At 71.2% G+C, this 19,321-nt stretch carries 21 protein-coding genes and 1 riboswitch; of the genes, 7 read left to right on the top strand and 14 right to left on the bottom strand.

The annotated features are described in order from the left end of the window. The first annotated feature begins 12 nt into the window (after window positions 1-12). Entirely contained in the window at window positions 13-495 is a 483-nt protein-coding gene (locus tag AMK31_RS00735) for a hypothetical protein (RefSeq protein ID WP_073938293.1), read from the top strand. On the opposite strand, the gene AMK31_RS00730 is transcribed toward AMK31_RS00735, so the two are convergent. From AMK31_RS00730 to AMK31_RS00715, 4 genes are all read right to left on the bottom strand, one after another. Continuing rightward, window positions 492-2,192, bottom strand: a complete 1,701-nt coding sequence (locus tag AMK31_RS00730) for a DEAD/DEAH box helicase (RefSeq protein ID WP_073938292.1) — start codon at window positions 2,190-2,192, stop codon at window positions 492-494. The two genes, AMK31_RS00735 and AMK31_RS00730, sit on opposite strands and share 4 nt — an antisense overlap. Window positions 2,193-2,280: 88 nt before the next feature. Then, window positions 2,281-2,484 (bottom strand): cold-shock protein, encoded by a 204-nt coding sequence (locus AMK31_RS00725; RefSeq protein WP_007502648.1) that lies wholly within the window; start codon window positions 2,482-2,484, stop codon window positions 2,281-2,283. Between the two features lie 156 nt (window positions 2,485-2,640). Next, on the bottom strand, window positions 2,641-3,105 hold the full coding sequence (locus AMK31_RS00720; RefSeq protein ID WP_073938291.1) for a DUF2267 domain-containing protein: 465 nt from the start codon (window positions 3,103-3,105) through the stop codon (window positions 2,641-2,643). A 134-nt stretch (window positions 3,106-3,239) separates the two neighbouring features. Next, on the bottom strand, window positions 3,240-3,668 hold the full coding sequence (locus AMK31_RS00715) for an Hsp20/alpha crystallin family protein (RefSeq protein WP_198948389.1): 429 nt from the start codon (window positions 3,666-3,668) through the stop codon (window positions 3,240-3,242). A gap of 136 nt (window positions 3,669-3,804) precedes the next feature. On the opposite strand from AMK31_RS00715, the gene AMK31_RS00710 reads away from it, so the two are divergent. Next, window positions 3,805-4,116: a hypothetical protein gene (locus AMK31_RS00710; RefSeq protein WP_073938289.1), complete on the top strand. Its 312-nt coding sequence runs from the start codon at window positions 3,805-3,807 to the stop codon at window positions 4,114-4,116. Window positions 4,117-4,171: 55 nt separating this feature from the next. On the opposite strand, the gene AMK31_RS00705 is transcribed toward AMK31_RS00710, so the two are convergent. After that, entirely contained in the window at window positions 4,172-5,122 is a 951-nt protein-coding gene (locus tag AMK31_RS00705) for a GlxA family transcriptional regulator (protein WP_073938288.1), read from the bottom strand. 199 nt (window positions 5,123-5,321) lie between these two features. On the opposite strand from AMK31_RS00705, the gene AMK31_RS00700 reads away from it, so the two are divergent. Then, window positions 5,322-5,792 (top strand): DUF2269 family protein, encoded by a 471-nt coding sequence (locus AMK31_RS00700; RefSeq protein WP_073938287.1) that lies wholly within the window; start codon window positions 5,322-5,324, stop codon window positions 5,790-5,792. Window positions 5,793-5,826: 34 nt separating this feature from the next. On the opposite strand, the gene AMK31_RS00695 is transcribed toward AMK31_RS00700, so the two are convergent. Together AMK31_RS00695 and AMK31_RS00690 are read right to left on the bottom strand one after the other, a co-directional pair. Further along, window positions 5,827-7,308 (bottom strand): MFS transporter, encoded by a 1,482-nt coding sequence (locus AMK31_RS00695; RefSeq protein ID WP_073938286.1) that lies wholly within the window; start codon window positions 7,306-7,308, stop codon window positions 5,827-5,829. Between the two features lie 90 nt (window positions 7,309-7,398). Then, the gene (locus AMK31_RS00690; RefSeq protein ID WP_107468505.1) at window positions 7,399-8,772 is read right to left on the bottom strand and encodes a DUF445 domain-containing protein; all 1,374 of its coding nucleotides are present in this window, start codon (window positions 8,770-8,772) and stop codon (window positions 7,399-7,401) included. Between the two features lie 225 nt (window positions 8,773-8,997). On the opposite strand from AMK31_RS00690, the gene AMK31_RS00685 reads away from it, so the two are divergent. After that, window positions 8,998-10,329, top strand: a complete 1,332-nt coding sequence (locus AMK31_RS00685) for an SGNH/GDSL hydrolase family protein (RefSeq protein WP_073938285.1) — start codon at window positions 8,998-9,000, stop codon at window positions 10,327-10,329. A 46-nt stretch (window positions 10,330-10,375) separates the two neighbouring features. Here the strand turns inward: AMK31_RS00685 and AMK31_RS00680 are convergent, their stop codons facing one another. The 4 genes from AMK31_RS00680 to AMK31_RS00665 are packed head-to-tail and all read right to left on the bottom strand — an operon-like array spanning window position 10,376 to window position 13,779. Then, on the bottom strand, window positions 10,376-11,068 hold the full coding sequence (locus AMK31_RS00680; RefSeq protein WP_073938284.1) for a DUF1707 SHOCT-like domain-containing protein: 693 nt from the start codon (window positions 11,066-11,068) through the stop codon (window positions 10,376-10,378). Between the two features lie 33 nt (window positions 11,069-11,101). Beyond that, window positions 11,102-12,115 (bottom strand): ABC transporter ATP-binding protein, encoded by a 1,014-nt coding sequence (locus AMK31_RS00675; protein ID WP_079186626.1) that lies wholly within the window; start codon window positions 12,113-12,115, stop codon window positions 11,102-11,104. Window positions 12,116-12,122: 7 nt separating this feature from the next. Continuing rightward, window positions 12,123-12,986 carry an ABC transporter permease gene (locus AMK31_RS00670; protein WP_241842495.1) on the bottom strand — a complete coding sequence of 288 codons (864 nt, stop codon included), beginning with the start codon at window positions 12,984-12,986 and terminating at the stop codon, window positions 12,123-12,125. After that, window positions 12,979-13,779, bottom strand: a complete 801-nt coding sequence (locus AMK31_RS00665) for an ABC transporter permease (protein WP_073938283.1) — start codon at window positions 13,777-13,779, stop codon at window positions 12,979-12,981. The genes AMK31_RS00670 and AMK31_RS00665 overlap by 8 nt, the downstream gene beginning before the upstream one ends. 200 nt (window positions 13,780-13,979) lie before the next feature. On the opposite strand from AMK31_RS00665, the gene AMK31_RS00660 reads away from it, so the two are divergent. Further along, window positions 13,980-16,352, top strand: a complete 2,373-nt coding sequence (locus tag AMK31_RS00660; protein WP_073938282.1) for a transglycosylase domain-containing protein — start codon at window positions 13,980-13,982, stop codon at window positions 16,350-16,352. 18 nt (window positions 16,353-16,370) lie between these two features. On the opposite strand, the gene sugE is transcribed toward AMK31_RS00660, so the two are convergent. The 3 genes from sugE to AMK31_RS00645 form a co-directional block, all read right to left on the bottom strand. Next, window positions 16,371-16,691 (bottom strand): quaternary ammonium compound efflux SMR transporter SugE, encoded by a 321-nt coding sequence (gene sugE / locus AMK31_RS00655; protein ID WP_073938281.1) that lies wholly within the window; start codon window positions 16,689-16,691, stop codon window positions 16,371-16,373. A 35-nt stretch (window positions 16,692-16,726) separates the two neighbouring features. After that, window positions 16,727-16,794: riboswitch (guanidine-III (ykkC-III) riboswitch) on the bottom strand. A 102-nt stretch (window positions 16,795-16,896) separates the two neighbouring features. Further along, window positions 16,897-17,199 carry a GroES family chaperonin gene (locus AMK31_RS00650; protein ID WP_125517739.1) on the bottom strand — a complete coding sequence of 101 codons (303 nt, stop codon included), beginning with the start codon at window positions 17,197-17,199 and terminating at the stop codon, window positions 16,897-16,899. A gap of 78 nt (window positions 17,200-17,277) precedes the next feature. Continuing rightward, window positions 17,278-17,607: a DUF3618 domain-containing protein gene (locus AMK31_RS00645; protein ID WP_073938279.1), complete on the bottom strand. Its 330-nt coding sequence runs from the start codon at window positions 17,605-17,607 to the stop codon at window positions 17,278-17,280. A 94-nt stretch (window positions 17,608-17,701) separates the two neighbouring features. On the opposite strand from AMK31_RS00645, the gene bcp reads away from it, so the two are divergent. Both bcp and AMK31_RS00635 read left to right on the top strand, forming a co-directional pair. Beyond that, window positions 17,702-18,169 (top strand): thioredoxin-dependent thiol peroxidase, encoded by a 468-nt coding sequence (bcp, locus tag AMK31_RS00640; protein WP_073938278.1) that lies wholly within the window; start codon window positions 17,702-17,704, stop codon window positions 18,167-18,169. A 110-nt stretch (window positions 18,170-18,279) separates the two neighbouring features. Further along, window positions 18,280-19,311: an HNH endonuclease signature motif containing protein gene (locus AMK31_RS00635; protein ID WP_073938916.1), complete on the top strand. Its 1,032-nt coding sequence runs from the start codon at window positions 18,280-18,282 to the stop codon at window positions 19,309-19,311. Window positions 19,312-19,321: the final 10 nt, after the last annotated feature.

Below are 19,321 nucleotides of genomic sequence, written 5' to 3'. Positions count from 1 at the left end.
TGGACTCCGGGGATGTTCCTGCTGAGTCTGCTGTTCGTCGTGGTCTGCGTGATCGCCGTCTTCGGGTTTCTCGGGTACGGCGGGCAGACCCTCGCCGGCAGTGGGATGCAGCCCGAGAACACCCCGGCCGTGTTGCGTGGGTTCGCCGGGGTCGCCGCGGCTGTCGCCTTCGGGATGTACGGGTGGGGGCTTCTCGGGGTCACCGGGGCGCTGATGGAGGCGGAGGACGGGGGCACCGATTCCGCGCCGGTGCGGCCCTGCCGTACGGACGACTGGCAGCAGTCGGCCGCCGGCATCGTCGACTACGAGGTGCGGTTGCTGCCGCTCGGGTTCGTGTGTGGGACCGGTGACGGGGGGACGTACCGCACCGACGACGTGCCCGGGTACGTCAATCCCGTCGTCTTCGGGTTCGGGCTCGCCGCTGCCGGGAGTGCCGTCTCCTCCGCGTACGTGGTGGAGTTGCGGGCCCGGCAGCGGCATCGGCAGCAGTCCTAGCGCGTGCCGCCCCGGGTACCGGTGGCGCCGCCCGTGGCTCCGTTGGCCGGCTTCCGGCGCGCGGATCCGCGGGCGGCCTTGCCGGAGGCGGTGCCGTTCGCCGCGCGGGCCCCGGACCGGCGGTCGGAACCGCGGCCGCCCGTGCCGGCGGAAGCGGCGCCCGTTGCACCGCCGGACCCCGTCCGACGGGCAGAGCCGCGCCCGCCGGTCGCGGAGGTACCGCCAGATGAGCGGCTGGGTGAGTCACCGGACGGCGTCGCCCCTGCCGTCTTCCGGGTAGCGGTACGTGACGCGGTCTCAGCCCCCTCGGCGTTGCCGCGTCGGCGGCCCGATCGCCTTCCGGGCTTGCCGCCGGGCTTCCCGTCCGGGCGGGACGCCTTCGGCGTCGTCGCCTGCTGGGGCACCTCGATGGTGACGGCCACGCCGGAGGGCTCGCGGGCGCCGGTGATGGTGGCCAGTTCCGCGTCGCTCGACGCGACGCGGGTCGCCCGGGGGCGGATGCCGGCGTCCGACATGAGCCGGGTGACGTCCCGCTTCTGGTCGGGCAGGACCAGGGTGACCACGCTGCCGGAGCCGCCGGCGCGGGCCGTGCGGCCGCCCCGGTGGAGGTAGTCCTTGTGGTCGGTGGGCGGATCGACGTTCACGACGAGGTCGAGGTCGTCGACGTGTATGCCCCGGGCCGCGACGTTCGTCGCCACCAGGGCGGTGACCTGGCCGTTCTTGAACTGCTCCAGGGTGCGGTTGCGCTGCGGCTGGGAGCGGCCTCCGTGCAGTGCCGCCGCGCGGACGCCGACGGCCAGGAGCCGCTTGGCGAGCCGGTCGGCGGACCTCTTGGTGTCGAGGAAGAGGATGACCCGGCCGTCACGGGCGGCGATGCGCGTGGTGACGGCCTTCTTGTCGGTCTCGTCCTGCACGTGGAGCACGTGGTGCTCCATGGTGGTCACCGCTCCCGCCGACGGGTCCACGGAGTGCACCACGGGGTCGGTCAGGAACCGCTGCACCAGGCGGTCGATGTTGCGGTCCAGGGTGGCCGAGAAGAGCATGCGCTGGCCGTCGGGCCGTACGCGCTGGATCAGCTTGGTGATCTGCGGCAGGAAGCCCATGTCGGTCATCTGGTCGGCCTCGTCCAGCACCGTGATGCGTACGTCGTCCAGTACGCAGTCCCCGCGTTCCACGAGGTCGTTGAGCCTGCCGGGGGTCGCCACCAGCACCTCGGTGCCGCGCCGGAGCGCACCGGCCTGCTTGGTGATGGAGAGTCCGCCGACCACGGTGGCCAGGCGGACGTTCACCGCCGTCGCGTAGGGGGTCAGCGCGTCGGTCACCTGCTGGGCGAGTTCACGGGTGGGCACCAGCACGAGCGCGAGGGGTGCCTTGGGTTCCGCGCGCAGTCCGGCCGTCCGGGCGAGGAGCGCCAGCCCGAACGCGAGGGTCTTGCCCGAACCGGTGCGCCCCCGTCCGAGCAGGTCGCGGCCGGCGAGGGAGTTGGGCAGCGTGGCGGCCTGGATGGGGAACGGGGTGGTGACGCCCTGCGCGGTGAGGGTCTGCAGCAGCCCCGCGGGCATGTCGAGCGCGGCGAACTCCTCGACGGCGGGGAGTGCGGGTGTCGTGCCCTCCGGCAGCCGGAACTCCCTCGGCGACGACGCGGACGGTGGGGGTGACGAGGCGCGCCGGTTCGACTTCTGGGGTCTGCGGGACATGCCGTTATCTGCCTTCCTGGAAACAGCACAAACCGGGGTCCGCACCATGACGGTGCGGACCCCGGTGAGCGGAATACGCGTCCGGCGATCAGGCGGGGACGATGTTCTCCGCCTGCGGGCCCTTCTGGCCCTGCGTGACGTCGAAGCTGACCCGCTGGCCTTCCTGGAGCTCGCGGAAGCCCTGGGTCGCGATGTTCGAGTAGTGGGCGAAGACGTCGGGGCCGCCGCCGTCCTGCTCGATGAACCCGAAGCCCTTTTCAGAGTTGAACCACTTCACGGTTCCCTGTGCCATGACATTCTCCTTCTGTAGGCAGAGGCCCCATCCGGAGATGCCCGGAAAACAAATAATGCGCCCGAAGGAGAAACATTCCCGTCAGGCGCACATAGGTTCATGGGTACCACAACTGCAACACCAAGACCGTAGCACAGGTCGGCCGCCCGAGGGGGATCATCGAGGCCGCGCCGGTGTCAGTTGCGGGCGGCCGAACAGCAGGGCGTAGCCCGGCGGGAGTTCGGACAGGATGCGGGTCAGCAGGTCGTCGCCGATCAGGGGCGGCAGGACGCTCAGGACCGAGCTGACGTCCCAGCGGGCCGTCGCGGGGGTCGCGCCCTCGATGCGGGCGGCCACCGAGTCCACGAACTCCGCGGCGGTCAGCGGACGGGTCGCCGGGATCTGGGCGGCGATCACTCTGGCCGCCTCCGCGGGGAGGGCCCGGGCCAGCTCCACCCGTTCCTCTCCGACGACGTGGCCGCCCAGGGCCGAGAGGACCGTACGGGTGACGCGTTCCGCTTCCGCCCGGGTGGGGTACTGGCCCGCCTCCCGCACCGCGTCGATCAGCTCCGGCCAGCCGTCCGTGCCCGCGGCGAGGGTGGTGGTGGGCGTGGTTCGGTCCAGTGTCGTCGTCACGGTCATCGTCGCGTTGTTCCTCCTGTCCTGCTGGGTTCCGCCGTCCCGCGGGCGTGCGGTGTCCGCGGCCCGCGGGACGTTTCCGGTGAGTGGTGGCGCTCAGCAGCTCGGCCGCTCAGCGAGTGGTGGTGCTCAGCCGCTCAGCCGCTCAGCTGCTTGCGACCGCCGCCGTCGCCGCCCGCGATCGGGATGCGGCGCGGCTTGGCCGTCTCGGCCACCGGGATGCGCAGCGTCAGCACGCCGGCCTCGTACGAGGCGTCGATGCGTTCCGTGTCGAGGGTGTCGCCGAGGAAGAGCTGACGGGTGAAGGTGCCCGTGGGGCGCTCGGCGGCGATCAGCTCCGCGTCCTCGGGGGCCGGGGAGCGGCGCTCGGCGCGGACGCTGAGGACGTTGCGTTCGACGTCCAGCTCGATCGTCTCGGGGTCGATGCCGGGGAGGTCGAAGTGGACGATGAAGTCGTCCCCGGACCGGTAGGCGTCCATCGGCATCACGGCCGGGCGGGCGGTGCTGCCGAACACCTGCTGCGCGAGGCGGTCGAGGTCGCGGAAGGGGTCGGTACGCATGAGCATCACAGGTCACTCCTTTCGCAGGCGCTGTCCGTGGTGTGCGATGCCCTACGACTTTTTATATAACTCCGGAGAGGAAACTTGACAAGCCTCGGCTCATGTTCGGGCCCGTTCCCCGCCCCCGCGTTAGGGTCGGAGCATGGCCGACCTCTCCAGAGTTCCCAGCTCCCTCATCGCCGCGTCCGGGCTCGTCGGTGGCTACGGCGTCGCCCGCTGGACCAGGAAGCGACCGCTCGGCGGGGCCGTGCTGGCCGTCGCGGGGGCCGCGGCCGCGCAGCAGTGGCGGCAGCGGGCGGGCGGGAAGGCCGCGGGCGCGCTGACGGCCGCGTACGTCGCCGCCTTCGCCGGTTCGCATCCGCTGGCCAAGAAGGTGGGCGCCTGGCCGGCCGTGTTCGGGGTGGCCGGGGCCGTCGCCCTCGCCTCCTGGGCTGTCGCCGACCGGCAGGGCTGAGCCCGTACGCGAACGCGTGGCGCGGCCGCCTGACGCCGCGCCTTTGCAGGGCCCCTTACACCGACCCTGACCTGAACGCCTTCCGGTACCCCTGCGGGCTCGTCCCCACCACCCGCCGGAAGCGTTCCCGGAAGGCCGTCGGGGAGCCGAAGCCCGCCTGGGCGGCGATGCGTTCCACCGGGTGGGACGTCGTCTCCAGCAGGTACTGGGCCCGCCGCACCCGCGCCCGGTGCAGCCACTGCAGCGGCGTCGTCCCGGTCTGTTCGCGGAACCGGCGGTTCAGGGTGCGGGTGCTCATGCCCGCCCGGCCCGCGATGTCCTCCAGCGTCAGATCCTTGTCGCAGTTGTCCTCCAGCCAGTTCAGCAGCGGCTCGAACGTGGCGCCGGACGGGGCCGGCGGGCGGTCGTGGACGATGAACTGGGCCTGGCCGCCCTCCCGCTCCAGCGGCATCACGGACATCCGGGCGGCGTGCGCGGCGACCGCCGAGCCGTGGTCCGTGCGGATCATGTGCAGGCACATGTCCAGGGCCGCCGCCGCGCCCGCCGAGGTCAGGAACTGGCCGTTGTCGACGTAGAGGACGTTCGGGTCGACCGTCACCCGCGGGTAACGCGCCGCCAGGTCCGGTGCCGCGATCCAGTGCGTGGTCGCGCGCAGGCCGTCCAGCAGGCCCGTCGCCGCGAACAGGAACGCGCCGACGCAGACCGACGCGATGCGGGTGCCGTCGGCCGCCGCCGCGCGCAGGGCCTCCGTGACGCCCGGCGGCAACGGGTCGGGCGGGTCCTCCACGCCGGGCAGGATGATCGTGTCCGCCTCGGCCAGCGCGTCGAGGCCGTACTGCGCCCGGATCGTGAACGAGCCCGCGTTCACCTCCTCCCGGTCCGAGCAGACCCGCACCCGGTACGCCTCCCTGCCGTCGGGCAGCCGGGCCCAGCCGAACGCGTCGATCGGGGCGGACAGGTCGAAGGGGATCACCCGGTCCAGGGCCAGTACGGCGACGGTGTGCATGGCGGGATCGTAGGGGTGCGACGGGATGCCGCCAACCGTGCTCTGCCTTGCCCCGGCAGGCGGAGCAGCCCCTGGCAGCCGGGGCACACGGCAGGTGGAGCTGCCCCTGACTGCCGGCAGATGCGCTGGCGAGAATCCGTTGGACCCTGGCACTATCGCCACTTCTTCGCGATCCCCGGGCCCGCCTACCGTCACCGGCGTGACCAAGTTCCTTCTCGCCGTCCACGTCATCGCCGCGATCCTCGCGATCGGGCCCGTCACCGTCGCCGCCAGCATGTTCCCGCCCGCCGCGCGCCGGGCCATGGCGTCGCCCGACGATCCGCGGGCCGCCGAGACCGTGCGGCTGCTGCACCGCATCTGCCGGGTGTACGCCACGGTCGGTGTCGTCGTCCCCGTCTTCGGGTTCGCCACCGCGAGCAGCATGGGCGTCCTCGGCGACGCCTGGCTGATCGTGTCCATCGCACTGACCGCGCTCGCCGCGCTGGTCCTGGTGGCCCTGGTGCTGCCCCGGCAGAGCGCGCTGCTGGAGATGGGCGGCAGCGGCGTCGCCGGTGACGGGTCCCGGGAGGCGACCGTGCGGCTCGCCATGTTCACCGGGATCTTCAACGTCCTGTGGGCGGTGGTGACCGTGCTGATGATCGTACGGCCGGGGTCCACGACCGGGGCCTAGGGGGCGTCTCGCCCCCCTAACCGCCCGGCGGGGCCTACGGCGTGACCGTCCCCGACCGCACCCCCACCGACGACGACTTCTCCTCCGTGGCCGACAGCGGCAGCGCGATGTCCTCCAGGGAGCGGCGTTCCGCCTTCACCGCCAGGAAGGCCGCGACCAGGCCGGCCGCGCACATCAGGCCGGCGCCGATCTGGAAGGCGAGGACGGTGTCGCCGACCACGCCGGACTCGGTGAGGTCGGCGAAGAGCAGGGGGCCGCTGATGCCGCCGGCGGCGGTGCCGAGGGCGTAGAAGAAGGCGATGGCCATCGCGCGGGTCTCCATGGGGAAGATCTCGGAGACCGTCAGGTACGCGCTGGAGGCGCCCGCGGAGGCGAAGAACAGCACCACGCACCAGCAGGCCGTCATGGTCGTGGCGGTCAGCGTGCCGCGGTCGAAGAGCCAGGCGGTGCCGAACAGCAGCAGGCCGGAGAGCAGGTAGGTGCCGGAGATCATGATCCGGCGGCCGACCGTGTCGAAGAGCTTGCCGAGGACCAGCGGGCCGAGGAAGTTGCCGGCGGCGATGACGGCGAAGTAGTAGCCGGTGTGGCCGGTCGGCACGTCGAAGAAGGTGATGAGGATGGTGCCGAAGCCGAAGGTGATGGCGTTGTAGAGGAACGCCTGGCCGATGAAGAGGGACAGGCCGAGGACCGCGCGGCGGGGGTACTTGCCGAAGACGGTCTTGGCGATCAGGCCGAAGCCGATGCTCTTGCGCTGGTGGATGGTGATCTCACCGGCGGGCGGCGACAGCTTCTCGCCCTTCTCCTGCTCGATCTCCCGTTCGACGGAGGTGACGAGTTGCTCGGCGTCGTCGCCCTTGCCGTGGATGAACTGCCAGCGCGGGCTCTCCGGCACGTGCCGCCGGACCAGCAGGATGACCAGGCCCAGGACGACGCCGAGCGCGAAGCTGAGCCGCCAGCCGAGGTCCTTGGGGAAGATGTCGGTGTCCAGCATCACGATGGACAGCAGCGAGCCGCCGATCGCGCCCAGCCAGTAGCTGCCGTTGATGATCAGGTCGACGCGTCCCCGGTACTTGGACGGGATCAGCTCGTCGATCGCGGAGTTGATGGCCGCGTACTCGCCGCCGATGCCGAAGCCGGTGAGGAACCGGAAGAGGAAGAACCACCAGGTCTCGAAGGACACCGCGGTCAGCGCGGTCGCCGCCAGATAGACGGCGAGCGTCGCCATGAACAGCTTCTTGCGGCCGTAGCGGTCGGTCAGCCAGCCGAAGAACAGGGCGCCCGAGCAGGCTCCCGCCACATAGAGCGCGGCGGCCATGCCGGTGACCTGGGCGGCCGAGATGTCCAGGCCGCTGCCTTCCTCGGCGATACGGCCGGCCACGTTGCCGACGATGGTGACTTCCAGGCCGTCCAGGATCCAGACGGTGCCGAGACCGATGACGATCATCCAGTGCCAGCGTGACCAGGGAAGTCTGTCCAAGCGGGCGGGGACGGCGGTGGTGACGGTACCGACGGACACGGGCTCCTCCTCGTCGAGTCGGCCGACCGGACGCCGCGACCGGCGAAAAGGCCGCGACAGTTTCAGCCGAGTGCCCCGTCAACCGCGCTTTTACGCCCCCAGTGCCCGCGACACCGTGTAGATCAGCAGGCCCGCAAGCGAGCCCACCACCGTGCCGTTGATGCGGATGAACTGCAGGTCACGGCCGATGTGCGCCTCGATCTTCCGCGTGGTGTGCTCGGCGTCCCAGCTCGCCACGGTGTCGGTGATCAGGGAGGTGATCTCCTTGCGGTAGGTGGTGACGACGTGCACCGCCGCACCCTCGATCCAGCCGTCGACCTTGCTCTGGTGCTTGGGGTCCACCGCCAGCCGGGCGCCCAGGGACAGCAGGGAGGCCCGGACCCGCAGCCGCAGCTCGCTGCGCTCGTCCTCCGCCGCGGAGACGATCATGGCCCGTACGGCCGTCCAGGCGGACGCGATCAGGTCCTGGACCTCGCCGCGCCCCAGCACCTCGCCCTTCAGCCGCTCCACCCGGGCCCGGGTGTCGGTGTCGGACTGGAGGTCGGAGGCGAAGTCGGTGAGGAAGCGGTCGAGGGCGCCGCGCGCGGGGTGGCCGGGCATGTCGCGCATCTCGGCGCAGAACCTCAGCAGCTCCTTGTAGACCCGCTCGCCGACCTTGCGGTCGACGAACCGAGGGGTCCAGCCGGGCGCGCCGCCCTGCACGGCGTCCATGACGTCGTCGCCGTGCAGGACCAGCCAGTCGTGGGCGCGGGTCACCACCAGGTCGACGACGCGTCTGTGGCCGCCGTCGGCGACGACCCGCTCCAGCATCTTGCCGATGCCGGGCGCGATCTCCTGGGCCTCGGCGCGCCGGGTGATCGCCTCGCCGACCACGGCCTGCACGTCGGAGTCGCGCAGCACGGTCAGCGCGCCGCGCAGCGCGGTCGCCAGCTCGGCGGTGACCCGGTCGGCGTTGGCGGGTTCGGCGAGCCAGGTGCCGAGGCGGCTGCCGATGCCGACGGCGCGCAGCCGCTGCCGTACGACCGCCTCGGAGAGGAAGTTCTCGCCGACGAACTCGCCGAGGGACACCCCCAGCTGGTCCTTCTTGTTGGGGATGATCGCGGTGTGCGGGATGGGCAGGCCGAGGGGGTGGCGGAAGAGGGCGGTGACGGCGAACCAGTCGGCGAGCGCGCCGACCATGCCGGCCTCGGCGGCGGCGGCGACATAGCCCGCCCAGGCGCCGGCACCGTGGTGGGAGGCCACCTTGGCGAGGACGTAGATCAGCGCGACGAGCAGCAGCAGGCCGGTCGCGGTGATCTTCATCCGGCGTACGCCGCGTTGCTTCTCCTCGTCGGCGGCGCTGAAGGTGGTCATGGCGCGGGCGGCGGAGGCGGGGACGCCGGCGGCGGTGGCCGCCTGCCCTGCCGGGCCCGCCCCTGCCACTTCCTCGGTCTCTTCGGTTTCTTCCGGTTTCGTGCGATCCATCCGCTCCACCCGTTCCCGATGCCCCGCTATGACATTGTCCCTTCCTGACCTACTCCTGGAACGGAACAAGAGTTCCCGGCGTCTGTCCGGTCGGGGAAACGTACGCGTGAACGCCATTGGCCCAAAGGGGGGTCCCGTTCAACCGCCCCCCGCCTCATGACGCATCATGAGGTGATCACATCGGAGCCTCGGGGGCTCCGCACGCCCGAGGAGACCCACACCCGCATGACCAGGCGTCACGGTTATGCCCTGCTCGCCGCGATCACCGCCCTGATCGTGGCCCTTTCCACCGCGATATACGTCGGCGTCTCGTCCGACGACGGCACCGGCCGGCAGACCGTCGCCGCCGGACGCGCCCCGCGCAACTCCGCCGCACCCGCCTCCACCGGCACCTGGGTCGGCTCCTGGTCGGCGTCGCCGGCGGCGGCCGAGCCCGGCACGGAGACCACGGGGCTGGCGAACCGCTCGGTGCGCAACGTCGTGCACGCGAGCGTCGGAGGGACGAGTGCCCGTATCACGCTGTCCAATCTCTACGGCCAGCGCCCGCTGACCATCACCCACGCCTCGATCGCCCTCGCCGCCGCCGACGACAGCGCGGCGGCCCTGCCGGAGACGATGCGGCGGCTGACGTTCAACGGCGACACCACGGTGATCGTCCCGGCCGGCGGGCAGGTGCTCAGCGACGCGGTCACCCTCCGCGTCCCGCACGACAGCGACGTCCTGGTCACCACCTACTCCCCCACCTCCTCCGGCCCCGTCACCCACCACCCGCACGCCCGGCAGATCTCCTACGCCGCCGAGGGCGACCTCACCGAGGACGTCACCGGCACGGGCTACACCGAGCAGGTGGAGTACTGGCGCTACCTGACCGCGCTGGACGTGCTGAGCAACGAGTCCGACGGGACCGTCGTCGCCCTCGGCGACTCCCTCACCGACGGCATCACCTCCACCGAGGGCGCCAACCTCCGCTGGACGGACATCCTTTCGCAGCGCATCCGCGACGCCCTCGCCGACCGGCGGGACGTGCCCCGCTACAGCGTCGTCAACCAGGGCATCAGCGGCAACCGGGTCCTCGACGACGGCCTGGGCCGCCCCGCCGACAACCCCAGCGGGCTGAACCGCTTCTCCCGCGACGTCCTCGGCCGCACCAACGTCAAGGTCGTCGTCATCGACCTGGGCGTCAACGACATCCTGCGCAACCCGCGGCTCGCCGACCCGGACGAGATCGTCGACGGCCTGCGCACCCTGGTCCGGCAGGCCCACGCCCGCGGCATCAAGGTCATCGGCGCCACCCTGATGCCCTTCCACGGCCACCGCGGCTACACCGACGCCCGCGAGGCGGTGCGCCAGGAGATCAACGCGGAGATCCGCTCCGGCTCGGTCTACGACGCGGTCGCCGACTTCGACCAGGCGCTGCGCGACCCGTACGACCCCCGCCGCCTGCGCTCCGACTACGACTCGGGCGACCACCTCCACCCCAGCGACAAGGGCTACGCACGGATGGCGGAGGCGATCGACCTGGACGACCTGAAGGGCGCGGCACCGGCACGGCTGTAGCCCGGCAACGGCTGCGGGAGCCCGGTGAAGCCCCGGAAGGGGCGTCTCAGTCCTCCAGCTCGCCGCGCTCCGTCCTCCGCTCCAGCCTCTCCTGGCGGCGCTCCTCCTTCAGCCGCTTGCGCTCGGCCCGCGGCAGCTTGCGCTCGACGCCGACGCCGCCCCAGAAGGCGAACCCGGAGACGATCACGCGCGGGGCGCCGGGATCGCCCGGCACCCCCTCCTCGCTGTGGTCGAAGCCGCCCATGAGCCCGAAGCCGCGCACCTCGACCTCGACCCCGGGCGGCACGACGATGTTCATACCGCCCATGATCATCACGCAGTTGATCCGGACCTCGCCCGCCGCGAAGTCCGCCTCGCGCAGATCGAGCTCGCCGCCGCCCCAGAAGGCGAAGCAGGTGAAGGCGCGCGGCACGGTCCAGCGCCCCTTGCGCTGGAACCCGGACATCACGGCGACCGCCGCCCGCGACGTGCCCTCGCCGCCGACGATCCGGTCGGCCCAACTCCCGCCGCCCGCCTGGTCCTTCGTAAGCGGCACGGAGGGAGCGGTGACCCCGGCGACCGGCAGGTCCCGGGTGATCGGGGCCAGTTCCCCGTACGTCCGCGCCCGGTACGTCGCGTCCAGCCGCTCCTCGAACTCCGCCATGTCGAGCCGGCCCTCCGCGACGGCGTCCCGCAGGACCTCGGCGACTCGTTCACGATCGGCGTCGGAGGCGCGCAGCTCCGGGGCATCGTCGGTCATACACAGCAGCCTACGTACTCGCCCCGCCCCGCACTACGCGCTCGCCCGCTCCTCGTACATCTTCGCGATCACCGCCTCGATGTCCGGCTCCCGCACCGACAGGTCGACCAGCGGGTAGTCCTGCGCGATCCGCGCCACCAGCGGCGCCGCCGACTGGGCCGCCGGGAAGGCGAGCCACTGCCGGGGCCCCTCCACCCGGACCACCCGGGCGGGCGGCGGCGCGTCGATCGGCGGGAGTTCCCGCTCCAGGTCCACGACGAGGGTCCGTTCGCTCTCGCCCGCCTCGTGCAGGCCGGTGAGCGGGCCGTCGTACATGAGCCGGCCGTGGTCGATGACCATCACCCGGGAGCACAACTGCTCGATGTCCTGGAGGTCGTGCGTGGTCAGCAGCACGGTGGTGCCGCGCTCGGCGTTCAGGTCCCGCAGGAAGTCCCGCACCTTCGCCTTGGACACGACGTCGAGGCCGATCGTCGGCTCGTCCAGGTACAGCACCTCCGGGTCGTGCAGCAGCGCCGCCGCGATGTCTCCGCGCATCCGCTGGCCGAGGGAGAGCTGACGCACCGGCACGTCCAACAGCTCGCCCAGCTGGAGGAGTTCGACGCAGCGATCGAGGTTCGCGCGGTAACGGGCGTCGGGGATGCGGTACATGCGGTGCATCAGCCGGTAGGAGTCGATCAGCGGCAGGTCCCACCACAGCGTCGTACGCTGACCGAACACCACCCCGATCCGGTGCGCGAGCCGCGACCGCTCCCGGGACGGGTCGATGCCCGCGACCCGCAGCCGGCCGCCGCTCGGCGTCAGGATGCCGGTCAGCATCTTGATCGTCGTCGACTTTCCGGCGCCGTTCGGCCCGATGTACCCGACCATCTCGCCGCGCGGCACGGTGAAGGAGATCGAGTCCACGGCCCGCACCTGCCGCCGCTCCCGCTTGAGGAAGCCGGTCTTCCTGCGCACGTCGAAGACCTTCTCGACGCGGTCCACCTCGATGAAGGCACCGTCCATGGCCGTCATGGGCTTCACGGCTTTCATGGGCTTCATGGGTTCCATGGGCTCCTCAGCTCCCCGTGCTCCGATACGTCCGCAGCCCCGCCCGCCACGCGAGCCCCGCCAGCGCCCCGCACGCCACCGCCACCAGCGGCGGCGTGAACGCCACCCACTGCGGCAGCCCCAGCGGGTAGGGCTGGTCCAGGACGTACGCGGCGGGCAGCCAGTTCACGAAGGCCAGCGGCAGGACGAAGGTCACCCCGCGCACCAGCTCCTTGCCGAAGATCGTCGGCGGGTACTGCAGCAGTGTGGTGCCGCCGTAGGTGAACGCGTTCTGCGCCTCCGACGCGTCCTGCGCCACGAACTGGAACGCCGCGCCCGCCACGAACACCGCGCAGAAGATGCCCGCCCCGCTGACCAGCATCACCGGCATCAGCAGCAGCTTCGGCACGGTCCAGTCGATGCCGACCGTCCACAGCGCGTAGCCCAGCACCAGCGCGCCCTGGGTGACCCGGCCGAGGCGGCGCAGCCCGAAACGGTCGGCGGCGACCTGGGCGAGCACCGGCGCCGGCCGCACCAGCAGGGTGTCCAGGGTGCCGTCGCGCACCCGCCGACCCAGCCGGTCCATCGAACCGATCGCCAGGTCGGCCAGGCCGAAGGAGACGCTGGACAGGCCGTACAGGAAGGCGACCTCGGGCAGCGCGTACCCGCCGAGCGCGTCCACCCGGGAGAACATCAGCAGGATCGCCACGAAGTCCAGCGCGGTCGCCGCGAAGTTGCCGAAGGTGGTCATGACGAAGGACGCCCGGTAGGCCATCGTGGAGCGGATCCACATCGCGGCGATCATCCGGTAGGCGCGCAGCCCGTCGAGCACCCGGCTCTCCCCGGCGCCCCGCACCGGCACCGCGCTCTCCCGCACCCGGCTGTCACCCACCCTGCACCACCACCCGCCGCGTCGCCGCCGACTGCACCAGCCGCCCCGCCGCCAGCAGCGCCACCGCCCACGCCGCCTGGAAGGCGAACACCGGCAGCGGATCCGCCTTGCCGAGCAGGACGTCGGCGGGCGCCTGGAGGAGCGACGACCAGGGCAGCGCCCGTACGACCTCCCCCAGCTCCCCCGGGAACACGTTCAGCGGCAGCAGCATCCCCGAGCAGAAGACACCGGCGAGCCACGCCATCTGCACCACACCCGTGCCGTCCATCAGCCAGAACGCGCTCAGCGCCACCAGGTACCGGATCCCGAAGCTGACCAGCATGCCCAGCGCCACGGCCACCACGAACGCCACCCAGGCCAGCGGATCACCCGGCAGGGCGACCTCGAAGACCAGCGCCCCGAACGCGAACGGCAGCACACCCCGCCCGAGCAGCTGGAACCCGGCCCGGCCCAGGTCCGCGGCGAGCCACCACGCCTGCAGGTCGGCCGGCCGGTACAGGTCGATCGCGACATCACCCGTACGGATGCGCTCCATCAGCTCGTCCTCGAAGCCACCGCCCCCGATCGCGACGGCCGCCAGCAGCGCCTGCCCCAGCCACACATAGGTGACGGCCTGCGCCTGGTCGTACCCGCCGAGCTGCGGTCTTTCGTCCCACAGGGCCAGGTAGGTGTAGACGAGAACCAGGCCGAAGACGGTGTTCGTGAAGACCCCGGCGGCCGTCGCCGCCCGATACGTCGCGTACCGTCGAAAACCCCCGGCCGCGACGGCCGCGTACAACCGTCCCGCACCCACGCCAACCGCCCTCCAGGACCGCCCGACACGAAGCGCAGGAGCCTAGCGGGCGGCCGACCGGGCTGTCAGGCGAATTCCGCCGCGACAGGTGCGGCGATCCGGGAACGGAACGCGCGGTGCGAGAGTCTCTATCGGGGGGCGCAGAAGACGTACGAGGCGTACGACAACGTACGCGGCTAAAACAGGAGTCCGTGCACGACATGAGCGACGAGCCGCAGGCGCAGCAGCCGACCGAGGGCGGGCCGGGGGGCGAGAAGGCCAAGAAGCCCAGGCGCACCGGCTGGCGCCGGATCATCCCCACCTGGCGGATGGTGCTCGGTACCTTCGTGATCGGCCTCCTGCTGCTGGCGGGCCTGTTCTTCCTCGGCTACTCGCTGGTCAAGATCCCGCCGGCCAACGCCCTCGCCGTCAAGCAGAGCAACGTCTACCTCTACGCCGACGGCACCGTGCTCGCCCGCGACGGCGAGGTCAACCGGGAAAACGTCACCCTCGGCCAGATCTCCAAGGACGCCCAGCACGCCGTGCTGGCCGCCGAGGACCGCGACTTCTACTCCGAGTCCGCCGTCGACCCCAAGGCGATGCTGCGGGCCGGCTGGAACACCGCCACCGGCAAGGGCAAGCAGTCCGGCTCCACGATCACCCAGCAGTACGTGAAGAACTACTACCTGGCCCAGGAGCAGACCCTGACCCGCAAGGCGAAGGAGTTCTTCATCGCGATCAAGCTGGACCGCGAGAAGAGCAAGGACGACATCCTCCAGGGCTACCTCAACACCAGCTACTTCGGCCGCAACGCCTACGGCATCCAGGCCGCCGCCCAGGCCTACTACGGCGTCGACGCGACCGAGCTCGACGCGGCCAAGGGCGCCTACCTCGCCGCGCTGCTGAACGCGCCCAGCGAGTACGACGTGGTCGCCCACCCGCAGAACCGGAAGGCCGCCGAGGCCCGCTGGAACTACGTGCTGGACGGCATGGTCAAGGAGGGCTGGCTGACGGAGTCCAAGCGGGCCGGGATGAAGTTCCCGATGCCGAAGGAGACCACCGTCTCCACCGGCCTGTCCGGGCAGCGCGGCTACGTCGTGCGGATCGCGCAGGACTACCTGATCGAGAACGGCATCGTCGACGCGGACGCCCTCGACGCGGGCGGCTACCGCATCACCACCACCCTGGAGAAGCCCCGGCAGGACGCCTTCGTCAAGGCCGTCAACGACCAGCTGATGGACAAGCTGGACAAGAAGAACAACAAGGTCGACACCTACGTCCGCGCGGGCGGCGCCGCCGTCGACCCGCAGACCGGCAAGGTCGTGGCGATGTACAACGGCATCGACTACGTCAAGCAGTACACGCCGAACGCCACCCGCCGCGACTTCCAGGTCGGCTCCACCTTCAAGCCGTTCGTGTTCACCTCCGCCGCCGAGAACGACTCCACCACCCAGGACGGCCGCCTCATCACCCCGAACACGATCTACGACGGCACCAGCGAGCGCCCCGTCCAGGGCTGGGACGGCGGCCACTACGCCCCCGAGAACGAGGACCACTACGACTACGGCGACATCACCGTCCGCGAGGCCACCGACAAGTCCGTGAACTCGGTGTACGCGCAGATGGCCGTCGACGTCGGCTCCGACAAGGTCAAGCAGACCGCGATCGACCTCGGCCTGCCGAAGGACACCCCCGAACTGCACGCCGGCCCGTCCATCGCGCTCGGCACGGCCACGGCCAGCGTCCTCGACATGGCGGAGGCGTACGCCACCCTCGCCAACCACGGCGAGCACGGCACCTACACCATGATCGAAAAGGTCACCAAGGACGGCACCGACGTCCGGCTCCCCGAGCGCAAGACCCGCCAGGCGATCAGCCGCGCCGCCGCCGACACCACCACCTCGATCCTCCAGAGCGTCGTCGAGAACGGCACCGCGACCGCCGCGCAGGCCGCCGGCCGCCCCGCCGCCGGCAAGACCGGCACCGCCGAGGAGGACACCGCCGCCTGGTTCGCCGGCTACACCCCCGACCTGGCCACCGTCGTCGCCGTCATGGGCCAGGACCCGGTCACCGCCGCGCACAAGTCGCTGTACGGCGCGATGGGCGAACCGCGCATGAACGGCGGCGGCGCGCCCGCCGACATCTGGGCGCAGTTCACCAAGGACGCCCTCAAGGGCACCCCGGTCCGCGACTTCAGCCTGACGCTCCAGGACGGCGCCGAGGAATGGGTCTACCCGAGCGTCCCGCCCGCCTCCCCGGACCCGAGCACCAGCGAGCCCACCGACGAGACGAGCGACGAGCCCGGCGACGACACCGAGGGACCGACCGAGGGCCAGACGCAGGGCGGCACGACGGACGGCACCACCGGCGACGGCGGCACGACCACCGACGGCGGCACCACCGGGGACACGACGACCGGTGGCACCCCCACCGACGGCGGCACGGCCACGGACGGCGGCACCACCACCGACGGCGGCACCACCGGCGACACGACGACCGGCGGCACCACGGACGGCGGCACCACCGGCGACACCGACGGCGGGGTGGTGGCCGGGACGGCCGCGGGGGCGACGGGCGGAACCCGCAGGCAGTGAGCGGCCGGGTCGGCTGACTCAGTGCCCGGAGGTCACCTTCAGACCCACCACGGCCACCAGCAGCAGACAGACGAAGAAGATCCGGGCGGCGGTCGCCGGCTCCCCCAGCACCACCATGCCGAGCACCGCCGCACCGGCGGCACCGATCCCGACCCAGACGCCGTAGGCGGTGCCGATGGGAAGGGACCGGGACGCATAGGACAGCAGCAGCATGCTGGCGACGATGCCGGCGCCGGTGAACAGGCTGGGGACGAGGCGGGTGAAACCGTCGGTGTACTTCATCCCGATCGACCAGCCGACTTCGAGCAGACCGGCGATGATCAGCAGAACCCAGGCCATGGGAGGCACCTCCGAGAGACAGGCGGACTGACGGGGGTGCGTCGTCTTTGCCTTCAACCCGGTACGGCGCGTCTCGTCGGGTGCGTTTCCACCGTAGCAAAGCCGGAAGACGAGGGAGACGAGGGAAGACGAGGAACGGGCCGGTGACAAGCGTCACCAGCCCGTTCCTCTTCCGCTCACGCGCTTCCGCTCCCGCGCTTCCGCTCTACAGGTAGAGCCCCGTGGAGTCCTCGGACCCCTCGAACCGGTCCGCGGCCACGGCGTGCAGGTCGCGCTCGCGCATCAGCACGTACGCGACACCGCGCACCTCGACCTCCGCGCGGTCCTCCGGGTCGTAGAGCACGCGGTCGCCCGGCTCCACGGTCCGTACGTTCTGCCCCACCGCGACGACCTCCGCCCAGGCCAGCCGACGGCCCACGGCCGCCGTGGCGGGGATCAGGATGCCGCCACCGGAACGCCGCTCGCCCTCGCTGGTGTCCTGCCGGACGAGCACGCGGTCGTGCAGCATCCGGATGGGCAGCTTGTCGTGCGCAATGCTCTGGTCGTCTCTCTTGGCGCTCACGCCTTCGAACCTACCTGTCCTGCCTCAGCCCTTGCGTCGCCGGGTCCCGAGCACGAGGACCCCGACGAACGCGACGGCGACCACCGCGACGGGCACGACCCGCTCCAGGCGCGGTGCCCCCTGGTCGTCCACGAACGAGGCCTTCACATCGCTCACGACCCGATTGACCTCGACGTACGCCCGGCCGAGAGTGCGATCGACATTCGATACGACCCTGGCCTTGGCGTCCCCGACGATGGTCTTCGGATGCACCCGCACCCCGATCTCGTCGAGCGTCTCGGCCAGCAGCTCGCGGCGGCGCTTGATGTCCGCCTCGATCTGCGCCGGGGTTCTGGTGTCCGACGTATCCGCCACCGTACGGCCTCCGAAGTCTGCGTTTGCCTGTTCCGGACAGTCTGTCAGCTCTGCGGCTCGGCGCACTGTCAGCACCCCCGGTTACGCTAGCCGGATGAGCGAGCGACTTCAGCCCGGGGACGAAGCTCCCGGCTTCACCCTGCCCGACGCCGACGGCAACCAGGTGTCCCTGGCCGACCACAAGGGCCGCAAGGTCATCGTCTACTTCTACCCCGCCGCCCTCACCCCCGGGTGCACCAAGCAGGCCTGCGACTTCACCGACAACCTGGAACTGCTGGCCGGCGCGGGCTACGACGTGATCGGCATCTCCCCGGACAAGCCGGAGAAGCTGGCCAAGTTCCGCGAGACGGAATCCCTGAAGGTCACCCTCCTCGCCGACCCCGACAAGCAGGTCCTGGAGTCCTACGGCGCCTTCGGCGAGAAGAAGCTCTACGGCAAGACGGTCGTCGGCGTCATCCGCTCCACGGTCGTCGTCGACGAACAGGGCAAGGTCGAACGCGCCCTGTACAACGTCAAGGCGACCGGCCACGTGGCCAAGATCATCAAGGATCTGGGGATCTGACGCCAGCCGCCGCCCCCTCCATCGCGCGGCCAGGCGTGACCCGTCGCGATCCAGATCATTGATCTGTGCGAGACGGGAACACCTAGCCGATTCGGGGGGATATGGGCGACATGGACAAGTACGCTCGCGAGCTGCTGACGGCCGCCGTGAGCGATTCACACACGTGGAACGAGCTCATGCGGCGCTTGGGCCTCAAGCCCAGCGGCGGACAGCGCCGAGTACTGCAGCAGAAGGTCGCCGCGCACGGCATCGACACCGGCCACTTCAAGCAGCGCAGCCCCTGGCGCAGGTATCCGGACGGCGCGATCGCCGAAGCCGCCGCATCGTCCACGAGCCTGCGTGAGGTCGCCCTCAAGCTGGGGGCGACCCCGGCAGTCGGCACGCTTTCGCACATCCGTCGCCGCATCGAGGCGGCGGGCATCGACATCAGCCATTTCCCGGGCATCAGCCGACGCCGCATCGAGCTGCCGTTCACCGACGAGGAGCTGCGCGCCGCCGCCGCGTCCGCCGACAGCATCCGCAGCACGGCCAGAGCGCTCGGCATTCCGGACGACGGGCGGTCCAGGGCGGCTCTGGGTCGCATACTCCGGGAGCGCTCGATCGACACCTCCCACTTCCGCCACACCCGGTCCGCCCCGCCGGACGACAAGCTCCGCGCCGCCGTACGCTCCAGCGAGAGTTACGCGGACGTCATGCGCGCCCTGGGGCTCGAGGTGAACCACACCAACCACCGTCGGGTGCGCCGCCGGGTGGCGCAGATGAAGCTCGACACCAGCCACTTCAAGCGACGGTCCTGGGGCTCGGCTCCGGCAGCCTCGAGGCGATCGAGCACCGACGGCGTCCTCAGCGTCCTGCCGTCCGGGTCTGCGCGCCTCAACCGGGAACGACTGCATGCGGCCCTTCAAGAGCGCGGCATTCCCTACCGATGCGCGTCCTGCGGGAACGACGGCGAGTGGCTGGGGCAGCCGATCACGCTCCAGATCGACCACATCGACGGCAACTGGCTGGACAACCGGGCGGAGAATCTGCGCTATCTCTGCCCGAACTGCCACGCACTGACGGCCACATGGTGCCGCGGGAAGTCCCGGCACGGCGGGGACGGGCGTCCCCGTACACTGTGGTCACCAAGCGGCACGGCGTAGCCGGATGTCC

The sequence above is a fragment of the Streptomyces sp. TSRI0107 genome (genome assembly GCF_001905845.1).
Taxonomy (GTDB): domain Bacteria; phylum Actinomycetota; class Actinomycetes; order Streptomycetales; family Streptomycetaceae; genus Streptomyces.
Note: the sequence above shows the minus strand (reverse complement) of the source record. Positions and strands in the feature narration are given on the sequence as shown.